We start from the raw sequence: 14316 nt of genomic DNA, 5'->3' as shown, positions 1-14316 counted from the left end.
ACAGCATTAATTCGATGACCGCCACCTGGTCAGCAGCGACCCCAAACAATTTCGTCGCCGGCGCCGCCACCACGGCATTGGCCACACTGATCGCTGATCCGATCGTGGCGGAATCCGCGACCGCCCCGACCGTTTGTGGTGCTACGGGCAGATGGGGCAAATGGGGCGAACAGGGCGAGTATGGCGTCATTATTCATCGTCGCCGTCGGGTGTCGACCCCGCCGCGATCAGCCCTTCGACCCCTGCTGGCCGGCCTTGCCCGTGGCGCCAACCTCACCGAAGCCGGCGCTGCCCTGGGCGCCGACACCACCGAGACCCCCTTGGCCACCAACGCCGCCTTTGCCGCCGTCACCGCCATGGCCGAGTTTCGGGCCTGTTCCCGCATGACCACCGTTGCCGCCGTCACCGCCGGCGCCTCCCGCGCCGCCGGTACCGCCCATGCCGCCGGCCCCGTCGCTGCCGGCCAGCCCCAACAGCCCGCCTCTCCCGCCCGCACCGCCGGCGGCACCGGCACCGCCAGTGCCGCCGTCACCGCCGGCGCCGCCGTCACCACCGAGCCCGCCGTCGCCGGCGCGCAGATTCAGCGAGTCGCCGCCTGCTCCGCCCGCTCCCCCGAAGCCACCCGAAGCGCCCGCCCCACCGGTGCCGCCGGCCCCTCCGAGACCGCCCGCGCCACCATCGCCCAACAGAAGCCCGCCGTGCCCCCCGGCGCCACCGAGCCCGCCCGCGCCGCCGCTTCCGGCGTTACTGGCGGCATCCCCGCCGCGACCGCCGGAGCCGCCTTCACCGCCTTTAGCGTCATAGGTCACGTTGCCGTCGGAATCGCCGCCGAGGCCGCCCCGCCCGCCAGCGCCACCGGCCGCACCGGTGCCACCGTCGCCGCCCGTACCGCCGGTGCCGCCATGGCTGCCATCAGGGTCGTTCTTGCTGCCAGCTAGGCCACCGGTACCTCCAGCGCCGCCGGGCGCGCCTTCCCCGCCATTGCCGCCATTGCCGCCGCGTCCACCGATGGCGGCCTCACCGTCCTTGCCGCCATCTACCGCCGCGCCGCCCGTGCCGCCCGCGCCGCCAACTGCGCCGGAGCCGCCGTCGCCGCCTTTGCCGCCCGAGACCCCGTCTGAGGGCGTAGTGAAGACGGTGCCGGCGCCACCGCCGTTACCGCCGGCCTCGCCTGTGGCGGTGCCGTTATAGCCGTCGCCCCCGGCCTTCCCAGGGTTGTTGGTGTTGTCCGTTCCGTTACCCGCAGGTGTTGTCGGAGAAGCCATACCGGGATTGACGCCGTCGGCTCCGGCGCCACCGATACCGCCGTCCCCGCCGGCGCCTCCACTGCCCCACAGGCCGACAGCGTTGCCTCCTTGACCGCCATGCCCACCGGTGCCCGCACCGGCAATGCCCACCCCGCCAGCGCCGCCAGCGCCACCGTTGCCGAAGAGCATGCCGCTGTTGCCGCCGCCGCCGCCGTCACCGCTGGCACCACCAGCCCCGCCAACTCCGCCGTGCCCCCAAAAAACGGCGTTGCCGCCGCTGCCACCGGCACCACCGGTACCGGCCGGTCCGGCGATCCCCCCAGCTCCGCCGGCGCCACCGGAACCGTAGAGCAGGCCGCCGAGGCCGCCAACGCCTCCGGCTGCACCGGTTCCGCCAGCGCCGCCAGCCCCGCCGTTGCCGATCAACCCGGCCGGCCCACCCGGACCGCCTTGCTGCCCGAACCCGCCCGAGCCGCCACGACCGCCACTTCCGTACAACAGCCCCCCTGGTCCGCCCGGTTGCCCGGTTCCCGGCGCCCCATCGGCCCCGTTGCCGATCAGCGGCCGGCCCAACAGCGCTGCGGCCGGCGCGTTGAGCGCTCCCGCGGCCATCTCCAACGGCGATTTGTTGGTCGCCTCGGCGCTGGCGTATGAAGTGGCGCCAGCCGCCAGGGCCTCGACAAACTCGTTGTGGAAGGCGGCTACCTGTGCACTCATCGACTGATATGCCCGCGCGTGGCCACGAATGAGCGCCGCAATCGCCGCGGAAACCTCGTCCGCACCCGCGGCGACAAGCCCGGTAGTAGGAAGCGCGGCGGCCGCGTTGGCAGCGCTGAGCGCCGACCCGATATCGCCCAAGTGGCCCGCCGCAAGGCTCACAAGCTCAGGCGCTACCGCCACGTACGACAATTTTCTGTTCCTTTCGAGATGACGGGCCCATTCCAGCTAAAGCTGCAGGAGCACCGCCCGCGAGACTCCGGGGTTCCACAGCGCTCTGATAGTTAGTCCTCCTAGCTCAGCGAGAAGGGCGTAGGTCGCACAGGTGGTGAGCTCCAAGAGCAACGTCCCTAGAGAGCTTTCTGACGAAAGTCTCATGTACGAGGATACCTTCAGTCAAGCGTTTCCTCGAAAATGTGGCTGGGCCAAATTCTGAGGAGAGGCCGAAAAGGCTGCGCGCCAGTCCTGTCGTGGCGAACCGCCCGCTGCTCGGCCCTGGCTGGCTGTTCGCGTTCTTCTGCGGACACAGAGTTCAGCCGATGGGACCCGTCGCGCGCCGCCGCGGCGGCGAACAATTCATGGCTACGCCCAACCGCGGGCGCCAGCCCTCACTCCGTTGCCGACCGTTGCCGAGCCCACGGGCACCCTCGATCAGGACGTTCAGAAGCAGCTGTCACCCAATCTGATGAGCACGATAGGACCCATTCGCACTGCGGGTCGGCGCACGCCGCTCAGCGTCCTAGGCATCTAGACACGATCCCTCTGAGGACCGAGAAATGCGCGTGTCGAACCAGGCCGCGTCCAATCGCCCCTGACCGTCAGGACAGGTTCGGGACCCAGTCAACCGCGGTCTGCCGCGGGTGCAACCACGTGCAGACAAACCCCGGGTTGATCAATCGATAAAGCAGGCCAACACTCTAGGCGTTGCCACCAGCCGCACCGGGAATGCCCGCGTCGCCGTTCACCCCATCAGAACCGTCAGAGGCCCACCCCGGTACGCCCATGAGGCCGCCTGCGCCACCCTGGCCGCCGTCACCGGCGTCTCCACCGGCGCCTCCAAGGCCGCTGGGGCCGCCTCCGTCACCGCCGGAGCCGCCGTTGCCACCCATGCCGCCGCGGCTTCCCTCTCCTCCGTTCCCTGATGCATCCCAAGTCGAATCCGTCGATCCGTTCCCGCCCGAGCCGCCCGTACCACCGTCTGCGCCGGCGCCGCCGACGCCACCGCTACCGCCCGCACCGGTGCTTGACGTTCCGCCGTGGCCGCCCGAGCCTCCCGTACCACCAGCGCCGGCACCTCCGCCGCGCCCACCATCAGCGCTTTGGATGAGCCAGTTGCTGCCACCTACGCCACCGCTTGCACCGTCCCCTCCTTCGCCCCCCTGTCCTCCAGTGCCGCCGTCACCACCGCTTCCACTTTGCGATTGACCTCCGGCGCCGCCGCTGCCACCGGCGCCGCCAGGACCACCTGCCCCGCCTTCGGCACCCTGCAACCCACTCCCCAATTCACCGGCGCCGGCGCCTCCCGCGCCACCTACACCGCCAGTCCCGCCGATTCCGCCCGCGCCGCCGTCACCGGTGACCGACGCGCCACCCGCACCACCGGCGCCGCCGTCGCCTCCGGTCGCGCCAGGGCCGCCGGGAGCGTTGTAACCGCCCCAGACGGCCTGATAGCCCACTCCCCCGGCGCCGCCCGCACCGGCGTCGCCGCCGGCACCTCCGGCACCACCCGTGCCGCCTGTGCCGGTAATGGTGGCGCCGCCGTCACCTCCGCGGCCACCAGTCCCGCCATCCCCGGCGGCGCCGCCCACATTGCCGTCGCCACCGACTTGGTCATTGGGAATATCACCGTCCCCGCCGACGCCACCAGCCCCGCCAGTACCGCCGGCACCGCCTGCTCCACCATCTCCGCCAGCACCGTGCGTGGACGCGCCACCCTCACCGCCTCCGCCGCCTGCACCGGCCGACCCGCCGATTCCGCCTTCTCCGCCGAAGCTCGCATATGCACCCGAAGAGGCCTCGCCGAGCCCGCCTTGCCCGCCGGCGCCACCGTCACCACCGATTCCGCCGGCGCCACCCACACCGCCGGCGCCGATCTCCGATGCGCCGCCAGCGCCACCCTCCCCGCCTCTAGCAGCGCCTCCACCGGCACCGCCCGCACCACTGACCGCGCCAACCCCACCGGAACCACCGGCGCCGCCGGCGCCACCGGCACCGCCGTCACCGCCTGCACCGCCGGCGCCGTTCGCCGAAACGCCGCCGCCACCGCCGTCACCCCCTGCTCCGGCGACCCCGCCCGTTCCCCCGACACCACCGGCACCCGCATAACTGCTGAGGGTGTCGCCACCCGACGCACCCATCCCGCCATCGCCTCCGGCCCCTCCGGCACCGCCCATACCGGCCGCACCGTTAACCGAGTCGCCGCCCTCCCCGCCGGAGCCACCCGCGGCCCCGGCACCGGCGGCACCACCAAGACCGGCGTTGCCGCCGATGTCGAGGTCGGACAATCCGCCAGTCCCGCCATGCCCACCGTTTCCACCGACGCCTCCGGCACCCCCCGCGCCGCCTTTGCCCCCGGCACCATTGGTTGCGGCACCGCCCCTACCGCCATCACCACCCGGCCCGGCCGCACCGCCGGTCCACCCGTTCCGCCGTTGAACGCATCGCCGTCAGAGACACTGCCGTTCCCGCCGTTGCCGCCGTGGCCGCCCGACGCGCCGCTGCCGCCGGCACCACCCGCACCACCGTCGCCGGAAATCGAACCGCCCGCACCACCGGCGCCGCCGCTGCCACCCCTCCCCCCGGCGAGCCAACGACGCCGGGCACACCGTAATTCCAGCCGTCGCTACCCGCCTTGCCCGCCGCGCCGTTTCCGCCGGCGCCGCCGGCACCACCGTTACCGACCGCCCCGCCATCCCCACCAGCGCCCCCGTTGCCGCCGTAATGACCGGGCGAGACGGCGCTGAACCCGGCCCCCCCAGCTCCGCCGTCACCACCACTCGTGACTGCTGCTCCCGCAGCACCGTCGGCACCGGCGATTAAGCCGGTCCCCCCCATGCCGCCCAAACCCGCCATTCCGGGATCGCCGCCGCGCCCCCCGGACGTCCCGTCGGGACTGTTTGCAACACCTGCTCCACCGGCCCCACCATCACCGGCAACTCCTCCCGCACCGCCGGCGCCACCTACGCCCCCAATGCCCTCCGGCCCTGATCCACCTGCCCCGCTAGAGCCCCCACTACCACCCATACCGCCATGACCGCCGGCACCGCCATTTCCACCAACACCACCCTCCTTCGCATCCACTCCGGCGGCGCCGGTGGCCCCGTTCCACCACGTCCACCCTCCCCACCTAGACCGCCGGAACCGCCGGCACCGCCCGCACCAGAGATGGACCCGCCCGCACCGCCGCGACCACCGTTGCCTCCGTTCCCCCCCGCAGAACCGTCGCCGCCCGCATCGCCCGGGCTCACGCCGCTAGTGCCCGCCTTGCCCGCTGCACCGTTGCCGCCAGCACCGCCAGCACCGCCGTTACCTACCGCCCCGCCATCACCACCAGACCCACCGTTACCGCCGTTTTGTCCCGGCGTGAGGGCGCTGAATCCAGCCCCGCCGACTCCGCCGTTACCGCCACTTGTGACCGCTGCGCCCTGGGCACCACTGGCTCCGGCTATTGAGCCGTCACCGCCGACGCCGCCCAGCCCCGCCTTACCCGGGTTACCGCCATGGCCTCCCGCAGTACCATTCGGACTGTCCGCGGTACCGGCCCCGCCGGCCCCACCGTCGCCGGCCGTGCCTCCAGCACCGCCAGCACCCCCGGCGCCCCCGACGCCGATCGCGCCAGCCTGACCCCAAGCGCTGCCAGCTCCGGCAGACCCACCATTACCTCCATTACCTCCAGTACCACCCGCACCACCAGCACCACCAGCACCGCCAGCCTGGGTCGAGGTTCCAGCTGCACCCGTGGCGCCGGCGCCGCCGGCGCCACCCTCTCCGCCCAAGCCACCAGCACCGCCGTCACCACCGGTACCGAATATCCACCCGGCGCGCCCGCCCGACCCACCCACGCCCCCGTTGCCACCGGAGCCGCCATCGTCGCCCGGCGCCCCAGCACTCAAGGCTGCTAATCCGGCCGCGCCGGCGGCACCTGCACCGCCGGCACCACCAGAACCGCCATTTCCAAACAAAACCGCATTACCCCCGGCCCCACCTCCACCACCGAGGCCCCCACCACCACCCGCACCGCCATTGCCGTACAACCACCCACCCGAGCCGCCAGCACCCCCGATCCCACCGGAACCGCCAGCACCGCCAGCGCCACCAGCACCCCATAGCCCCGCGTCCCCACCTGCTCCTCCGGCAACTCCTGGCGCCGTGCTAGCGCCTCCCGCACCACCATTGCCCCACAGCAGTCCCCCCGCCCCGCCCGGCTGACCCACCGGCCCACTAGCCCCCGCTGCTCCATCACCAATGAGCGGCCGACCCAATAACAGCTGCGTCGGGGCGTTGACCGCATCCCACACCGCCTGCTCCACATCTTGCATCGTTGCCGCGGCAGCTACTTCCGCCTCGGCGTACGCCCCTCCGCTCACACCCACCAACTTCACAAAGTCGGCATGCAAACCCGCAACGCCCGCCGCCAGCCCTTGATACTCCCGACCGTAGGCGCCGAACAGTCTGGCGACCGCCGCCGACACGTCATCGGCACCCGCAGCCAGCAGCTCGGTGGTCGCAGCCGCCGCTCCCGCATTGGCCGCCTCTACGCGCATCCCAATGCCTGCCAAGTCTGCAACCGCCGACCGCACCAGTTCCGGTGTCACCAGCACAAATGACATTGCCGCATCCTCCGAGTTCAACAGGGCCAACAGGACCAACAGGCACTGCATAAGTCACACCGCGCCACCAGCAATGCATTCGGCTACGCGCGCGGTCTTCCACCAAACAGGATAAGTGAAGAAATCCTCACTTGTCGAGAAAAGTTCACTTTGCGTGCCGCCTCCATGCGCCAAACTGCCTCGAAACGCTGCCCCGTTATGACCGGTAACTGGCCACGCGAGAGACCCGTCCACATCACGGAACACCACAGCGCGGAACTGAACGCGGCTAGAGACGAGGGGGACGTAGCGGGCCTCTTGAGCCGCGCGAAGATGTGCGATTGCCGCCAGACGCCGAAACTCTTATGAAGAGTTGGCCACCAACCGGTCCACCTGCTGGCCGCGAATCCGCTGCGAGATCACGGCAGTGATTCCGTCGCCCTGCATCGTCACCCCGTACAGCGCGTCGGCCACCTCCATGGTGGGCTTCTGATGGGTGATGATGATGAGCTGCGACCGGTCCCGCAGCATCTCGAACAGGCTGATCAATCGGCGCAGGTTGGTGTCGTCGAGCGCGGCTTCCACCTCGTCCATGATGTAGAACGGCGAGGGCCGGGCCCGGAAGATGGCGACCAGCATCGCCACCGCCGTCAGAGCCTTCTCGCCGCCGGACAGCAACGAAAGCCGGGTCACTTTCTTGCCGGGCGGGCGGGCTTCGACCTCAATGCCGGTGGTGAGCATGTCGTCGGGCTGGGTCAGCCGCAGGCGACCCTCCCCACCGGGGAACAGCGTGGTGAACACCGTCTGGAATTCGCGTTCGACGTCGACGAAGGCCTCACTGAAGACCTGCAGGATCCGCGCGTCGACGTCGGCGACGACGTCGAGCAGATCCTTGCGGGCGGCCTTGACATCCTCGAGTTGGGTGGACAGGAAGTTGTAACGCTCCTCCAGCGCAGCAAACTCCTCAAGGGCAAGCGGGTTGACCCTACCCAGCTCGTTGAGCTCGCGCTCGGCGCGCTTGGCACGCCGCTCCTGGGTCGTGCGGTCGAACGGCATCGGGGCCGGGGCGACCACTTGCTCGCCGCGCTCCCGGGCCTGTTCGAACTCGGCTATCTCCAGATCGGTCGGCGGCAGCGGAACGTCCGGGCCGTATTCGGCGATCAGGTCGGCCGGGGCCATCCCGAACTGCTCCAGGATCATCTGCTCGAGTTGCTCGATCCGTAGCGCCGCCTGGGCGTTGGCCACCTCGTCGCGGTGCAGCGAATCGGTGAGCGCGGCCACCCGCGCGCTCAAGTGGTTGGTTTCCTCACGCACCGCGGCCATCGCCGCAGCCCGCTGCTGCCGCTCAGCGGTCAGCTCGTCGCGCATCATCGAAGCCGCATCCACGACCCGGTTCAGCCGCCAGGCCAGCAGACGTCCCGACTCGGCCACCGCGGCGGCCACCGCCGCAGCGCGCAGCCGGGCAGCGGCCGCTTGTTCAGCACGGATCCGCGCCTCCCGTTCGGCCGCCGCCGCGCGGCGCAGTGAGTCGGCCCGCCCCCGCACCGCGTTGGCGCGCTCCTCGGCGGTGCGTACGGTCAGCCGGGCCTCGACCTCGAAGCTGCGTGCTTCGTCGGCGGCGGCCGCGATCTCCTGTCGGTTGTCGGGCTCGGCCTGTTGGACGTGCTCGATCTCCTGGGCATTGCGCAATCGGGTCTCGAGTTCGACGACCTCGTCGAGGGTTCGGGCCCGACCGGCTTCCAGTTCCTCGCGCTGAGCCAGCAACCGGTTCCATTCTTCTTCGGCAGTTCGGGCTTCCTGCCCCAACCGGCCGAGCTGGTCGTACATCGCCGAGATCGCGGTGTCGGACTCGTTGAGGGCGGCCAGCGCCTGCTCAGCGGCGTCCTGCCGGGCGGACTGCTCGGTCAACGCGCCGGACAGCGCCGCGCTGAGCTGTGCCACCTGCGACTCCGCGGCGGCGAGTTCGTTGCGCGCCTTTTCGATTTCCGAGGCGATCTCCAGGGTGGACACCTTGCGGTCGGATCCACCGCTCACCCAGCCCGCGCCCACCAAATCACCGTCGAGTGTCACCGCCCGCAGCTGGGGATTTCCGGCGACCAGATCCAGCGCCGCGCCCAGGTCGTGGACCACCGCGACACCCGACAGCATGGCCACCATCGCCCCGCGCAACCGCGGCGGCGCCTCGACCAGGTCAAGAGCCCACACCGCCCCGTCAGGCAGACTGATCGACGGGTGCGGCAGCGCCGGCCAATCACCGAGCACCAGCGCCGCACGGCCGCCGTCGGCCTGTTTGAGTGCGACGACCGCCGTCCGGGCGGCCCCCAAACTGTCCACGGCCAACCCGTCGGCCGCCGAGCCCAGCACCGTGGCCAGCGCCGCCTCGTAACCCGAACGCACCTTGACCAGTTCCGCGACCGAACCGAAAAGCCCTGCGGCGCTGTGGTTCCGGGCCAGCCACGCGGTACCGTCCTTGCGCTCCAGGCTCACTGACAGCGCGTCGATGCGGGCCCGCAACGAAGCCACCTGCCGTTCGGCGGCACGTTCGGCGGCCTGCAGTTCGGTGACACGTTCGTCGGTCAGCCGGAGCGCGGCCATCGTGCGTTCGTGTTGATCGTCGAGGCCGACCTCACCCTGGTCCAATTCGCCGACCCGGCTCTGCACCGCCTCGAATTCGGCCCGGTGTGTTGCACCCGGGCGGCGGCGTGTTCGATCCGCTCGGACAGGCGCGCGACGCTGTCGTCGATGGATTCGACGCGTGCCCGCATCGTCTCGACCTGGCCGGCCAGCCGCGCCAGACCCTCCCGCCGGTCGGCTTCGGCACGAACCGCCGCCAGATGCGCTTTGTCGGCTTCCACCGCACGGCGCTCCCGCTCGGCCAGCTCGGCCCGCGCGGCGTCCAGCCGGGTGCGGGCCTCGGCCAGTTCGGCCAGCAGCTGCTCCTCGAAAAGCGCCACCTGCTCGGCTTCGGCTTCCAGCGCATCGGGGTCGGTATCGCTGGTCCGCGACGGCTCGACGTCGAGGTGGTGGGCGCGTTCACTGGCGATACGCACGGTCGCGCCGACGCGTTCGGCCAGTGCGGACAGCCGGAACCAGGTCTGCTGGACGGCTTCGGCGCGCTGGGACAGCTCGGCCAGCGATTCCTCGTGCGCGGCCAGTTCCTCGGATGCCACCGTCAGACGGGCGGCCGCCTCGTCGTGCTCGCGCCGCATGGTGGTTTCGGTGTCGAAGATTGCCTGCCGCTCGGAGCGCCGATTGACCAGGTCGTCGGCGGCCAGCCGCAGCCGGGCGTCGCGAAGGTCGGCCTGAATCGTCTGTGCCCGGCGAGCCACTTCGGCCTGGCGGCCCAGTGGTTTGAGTTGGCGGCGCAGTTCGGTGGTGAGGTCGGTCAGGCGGGCCAGGTTCGCAGCCATTGCGTCGAGTTTGCGCAGCGCCTTTTCCTTGCGCTTGCGGTGCTTGAGCACTCCCGCGGCCTCTTCGATGAAGGCCCGACGATCCTCGGGTCGCGACTGCAGGATTTCGTCCAACTTGCCCTGTCCGACGATCACGTGCATCTCCCGGCCGATCCCGGAGTCGCTCAACAGCTCCTGCACGTCCATCAAACGGCAACCACTGCCATTGATTTCGTATTCGCTGGCACCGTCCCGGAACATGCGGCGGGTGATCGAGACCTCGGAGTAGTCGATGGGCAGCGCGTTGTCGGAGTTGTCGATGGTGACGGTCACCTCAGCGCGGCCCAGCGGCGCGCGCGAAGAGGTGCCGGCGAAGATGACGTCTTCCATCTTCCCGCCACGCAGGGTTTTCGCCCCCTGCTCCCCCATCACCCAGGCCAGCGCGTCGACCACGTTGGACTTGCCCGACCCGTTGGGCCCGACGACGGCAGTGATGCCTGGCTCGAAACGCAGAGTCGTTGGCGCGGCGAAGGACTTGAAGCCCTTGAGCGTCAGACTCTTGAGGTACACGAGGGGCCAGATTACCGCTCTGAGGGTGCGACCCCTCGCCGCACGCGACCGCCCGGACGCCGGTTTTGGTGATCTTCGTCGCCCGGACAGACGGCCGCGGTCGCAGGGGCCACAGGCGCCACTTCAGTTGCGGCCTCGCTGCTAGCGCTCCACGAATCCGGTGAACTGCTCCGTCGACTCCGACCAGTCAGCGACCACCTTGTCCACCCGGCCCGGCGTGCTATCCCCCCGTAGCAGTTCGAGCAGCCGTTCGCCGGCCTCGCGCGGGCCGTTGGCGACCACCAGAACGCGGCCGTCGGCATGGTTGGCCGCATAACCCGTCAGACCCTGCTCGAGTGCCCGACAGCGGGTCCACCAACGGAACCCCACTCCCTGGACGTGCCCGTGCACCCAGGCCGTCAGCCGCACCTCATGACTCGACATCGACGACCTCGAAGGTGACGCTGGTACCGGCCTTCAGGGTGCGGCCGACGGTGCAGACCGCGTCGATGGCCCGATTGACGACCACGACGAGGCGCTCCTTCTCCTGCTCCGTCAGACCCGAAAGGTCCAGCTCGAGTTTCTCCTCGAGGAGTGGATAGACCTCGTTGTCGCGGTCTGCGGTGCCGGACACTTTGACCACCGCCCGATAGTCGTTTCCCAGGCGGCGTGCCAGCGGCTGGTCGCTGGACATCCCGCTGCAGCCGGCGAGCGCGATCTTCATCAACTCACCGGGAGTGAACACGCCGTCGACGTCCTCGCCGCCGATCAGCACCTGCGCTCCCCGCGAGCTTCGACCGGTGTACCGGCGCGTTCCGGTGCGCTCCACCCAGAGTTCCGTCATGGCTCCCTTCTTACTTTGTGCGGTTGGCCGGCCGTTGGCGAGAGTGCACTCCACGCCACCCGCAACGGCGCGTCGACGTACCCCAACGCACCCTCGCCACCCCTCGGGGCCGCCGGAGGCGCGAACGTGCACTTCGCGCCACCCGCAACGGCGCGTCGACGTACCCCAACGCACCCTCGCCACCCCTCGGGGCCGCCGGAGGCGCGAACGTGCACTCCACGCCACCCGCCACGGCGCGTCGACGTACCCCAACGCACCCTCGCCACCCCTCGGGGCCGCCGGAGGCGCGAACGTGCACTCCACGCCACCCGCCACGGCGCGTCGACGTACCCCAACGCACCCTCGCGCCACCAGTGGGTGCGGTTCTAATTCCGGGGCCTCGGCTGGCACCGCGGGCAGTAGAAAGAGGAGCGGTTCATGAACTTCTCTCGACGCATCACCGCTGCGCATCGACGGCAGTTCTCGCCTTCCCTGCCGTAGGCGTCCAGCGAACGGTCGAAGTAGCCAGATTCGCCGTTGACGTTGACGTACAGCGAATCGAACGACGTGCCGCCCTTCGCCAGCGCCTCGCGCATCACCTCGGCTGCGGAGTCCAAGACGGCCGCCAACTTGGGACGGGACAGAGTGGCGGCGATCCGCGCGCCGTTGATCTTGGCCCGCCACAGCGCTTCATCGGCGTAGATGTTGCCGATCCCCGACACCACCTGCTGATCCAGCAATTGACGTTTGATCTCAGAGTGCTTGCGCCGCAACACCTCAATCACAGCTTTGGCGTCGAATCGTGGATCGAGCGGATCACGAGCCAAATGTGCGACGGGTTCGGGAACCACGCTGCCGTCGACGGTCACCAGGTCGGCCAGCATCCACCCACCGAAGGTTCGCTGATCGGCGAAACTGAGCACCGTCCCGTCGTCGAGCAACGCGGAAATCCGCACGTGGTCGGCCCGCGGCACCACGCCCAGTAACATCTGGCCGCTCATGCCCAGGTGCACGACAAGCGCGGTGTCCGGCTCGGCGTCTTCGACATCCGGGGTACTCAGGGTCAGCCATAGGTACTTGCCACGCCGATCGGTGCCGGTGATACGGGCGTCGAGCAGGCGCGCGGTGAGATCAGCAGGCCCGGCCTCGTGCCGTCGCACGGCGCGGGGGTGGTGAACCCGGACGCCAGTGATCGTCTTCCCCACCACGTGGGTCTGCAGACCACGCCGTACCACCTCTACTTCAGGTAGTTCGGGCATTCAGTGATGATCGCAAGCGCGGCAAAGCCGCGCACAGCGGGTCAGCACCATCCAACGCAGTGATCGCAAGCGCGGCAAAGCCGCGCACAGCGGGTCAGCACCATCCAACGCAGTGATCGCAAGCGCGGCAAAGCCGCGCACAGCGGGTCAGCACCATCCAAACGCAGTGATCGCAAGCGCGGCCAAGCCGCGCACAGCGGGTCATCAAGCCGACGACTTCCCCGCAGTGTCCAGCACGTCCAGCGACTCCAGCGCTTTGTACGCTGCCGACGCGGCCTTCTGCTCGGCCTCTTTCTTGGAGCGCCCCACACCCGACCCGTACTCGGTGTCCATCACCACCACCACCGCGGTGAACTCCTTGTCATGATCCGGGCCGGTAGAGGTCACCAGGTACGAGGGCGGCCCCAGCGCACGTGCCGCAGTCAACTCCTGCAAGCTGGTTTTCCAGTCCAGGCCGGCGCCCAGCGTAGGCGCGGCGTCCAGTAGCGGGCCGAACAACCGCAGGATCGTCTCTCGCGCCACCTCAATACCGTGCTGCAGGTAGATCGCGCCCAGCAAGGATTCCATCCCGTCCGCCAGGATGCTGGACTTGTCGGCGCCTCCGGTGTTAGCTTCGCCGCGGCCCAGCAGCACGTACGTGCCCAGGCCCTCAGCGGTCAGGGTCCGTGCGACATCGGCGAGTGCATGGGTGTTGACGACGCTGGCCCGCAATTTGGCCAAGTCGCCTTCGGAACGGTCGGGGTGTCGGTGGTACAGCTCGTCGGTGATGGTCAGTCCCAGCACCGCGTCGCCGAGGAACTCCAACCGCTCATTAGTGGGCAGCCCACCGTTTTCGTAGGCGTAGCTGCGATGTGTCAGCGCCAGTGAGAGCAGGTCGTCAGCCAGATCGACCCCGAGTGCGTCGAGCAATGTCTGTCGCGACTGGGTCACTGCTCACCTCGCTGTTCGGTGTCCGGGCCGTCCTGATCCGGCAGCATCTCGGCCAGCTTGGCCCACCGCGGGTCGATCTGTTCATGCTGGTGCCCAGGCTCGGCGGCCAGCGAAACCCCGCATTGCGGGCACAACCCCGGGCAATCCGGTGAGCACACAGGTGAAAACGGCAGCTCGAGGCCGACGGCGTCGATGATCGGCTGCTCGAGATTGATCGTCTGGTCGACGACGTGGCCCACCTCGTCTTCCTCGGTGGTGGCCTCGGTGGCGCTGTCCGGGTAGGCGAACAGTTCGGTCAACCCGACCTGAACGCTGCCTTGGATCGGTGACAGGCAGCGGGAGCATTCGCCGGCCGTCGGAGCGTCCACCGTGCCCGTCACCAGCACGCCTTCAGACACCGATTCCACGCGCAGGTCCAGGCCCAACGGCGCCCCGGGCTGGATGGCGATCAGCTCCACCCCGATGCGCGAGGGGCTGTCGACGGTGTCATGGATCTCGAGCATCGAACCCGGACGTCTGCCGAGCCGGGCGACATCGATGGTCAACGGTGTGACGGCGCGTCGCTGCGCGGTCTGGCCGTGCTGCCTTGCCATA

General features: G+C 69.9%; 9 protein-coding genes and 1 pseudogene. All 10 read right to left on the bottom strand.

Features of this window, described 5'->3' with window-relative positions; all coding sequences use genetic code 11:
- Positions 1–227 precede the first annotated feature (227 nt).
- Complete coding sequence (locus JX552_RS10155; RefSeq protein ID WP_205877203.1) at positions 228–2156, bottom strand: PE family protein; 1929 nt, start codon at positions 2154–2156, stop codon at positions 228–230.
- A gap of 725 nt (positions 2157–2881) precedes the next feature.
- Entirely contained in the window at positions 2882–4468 is a 1587-nt protein-coding gene (locus JX552_RS10150; RefSeq protein WP_205877202.1) for a hypothetical protein, read from the bottom strand.
- 103 nt (positions 4469–4571) lie between these two features.
- Entirely contained in the window at positions 4572–5207 is a 636-nt protein-coding gene (locus JX552_RS34065; protein WP_431195940.1) for a hypothetical protein, read from the bottom strand.
- A complete protein-coding gene (locus JX552_RS10145) occupies positions 5144–6793 on the bottom strand; it encodes a PE family protein (RefSeq protein ID WP_431195939.1) in 1650 nt (549 codons plus the stop codon). The genes JX552_RS34065 and JX552_RS10145 overlap by 64 nt, the downstream gene beginning before the upstream one ends.
- Before the next feature lie 342 nt (positions 6794–7135).
- Positions 7136–10731, bottom strand: a pseudogene (gene smc, locus JX552_RS10140) (chromosome segregation protein SMC).
- Positions 10732–10872: 141 nt separating this feature from the next.
- Positions 10873–11154: an acylphosphatase gene (locus JX552_RS10135; RefSeq protein WP_205877201.1), complete on the bottom strand. Its 282-nt coding sequence runs from the start codon at positions 11152–11154 to the stop codon at positions 10873–10875.
- A complete protein-coding gene (locus JX552_RS10130; RefSeq protein WP_205877200.1) occupies positions 11141–11554 on the bottom strand; it encodes an OsmC family protein in 414 nt (137 codons plus the stop codon). Before JX552_RS10130 ends, JX552_RS10135 begins: the two co-directional genes overlap by 14 nt.
- A 365-nt stretch (positions 11555–11919) precedes the next feature.
- Positions 11920–12792, bottom strand: a complete 873-nt coding sequence (gene mutM / locus JX552_RS10125; RefSeq protein ID WP_205877199.1) for a DNA-formamidopyrimidine glycosylase — start codon at positions 12790–12792, stop codon at positions 11920–11922.
- Between the two features lie 204 nt (positions 12793–12996).
- Positions 12997–13722, bottom strand: coding sequence for a ribonuclease III (rnc, locus tag JX552_RS10120; protein WP_205877198.1), 726 nt, complete (start codon positions 13720–13722; stop codon positions 12997–12999).
- Positions 13719–14315, bottom strand: coding sequence for a YceD family protein (locus JX552_RS10115; RefSeq protein WP_205877197.1), 597 nt, complete (start codon positions 14313–14315; stop codon positions 13719–13721). The genes rnc and JX552_RS10115 overlap by 4 nt, the downstream gene beginning before the upstream one ends.
- Position 14316 lies beyond the last annotated feature (1 nt).

This window comes from Mycobacterium gordonae (assembly GCF_017086405.1).
GTDB lineage: Bacteria > Actinomycetota > Actinomycetes > Mycobacteriales > Mycobacteriaceae > Mycobacterium > Mycobacterium gordonae_D.
Note: the sequence above shows the minus strand (reverse complement) of the source record. Positions and strands in the feature narration are given on the sequence as shown.

Coding starts and splice junctions, on each gene's coding strand:
- JX552_RS34065 (WP_431195940.1), bottom strand. CDS start 5,207: ATGGGTGGTAGTGGGGGCTCTAGCGGGGCAGGTGGATCAGGGCCGGAG.
- JX552_RS10145 (WP_431195939.1), bottom strand. CDS start 6,793: ATGTCATTTGTGCTGGTGACACCGGAACTGGTGCGGTCGGCGGTTGCA.
- JX552_RS10115 (WP_205877197.1), bottom strand. CDS start 14,315: ATGGCAAGGCAGCACGGCCAGACCGCGCAGCGACGCGCCGTCACACCG.
- JX552_RS10130 (WP_205877200.1), bottom strand. CDS start 11,554: ATGACGGAACTCTGGGTGGAGCGCACCGGAACGCGCCGGTACACCGGT.
- mutM (WP_205877199.1), bottom strand. CDS start 12,792: ATGCCCGAACTACCTGAAGTAGAGGTGGTACGGCGTGGTCTGCAGACC.
- JX552_RS10135 (WP_205877201.1), bottom strand. CDS start 11,154: ATGTCGAGTCATGAGGTGCGGCTGACGGCCTGGGTGCACGGGCACGTC.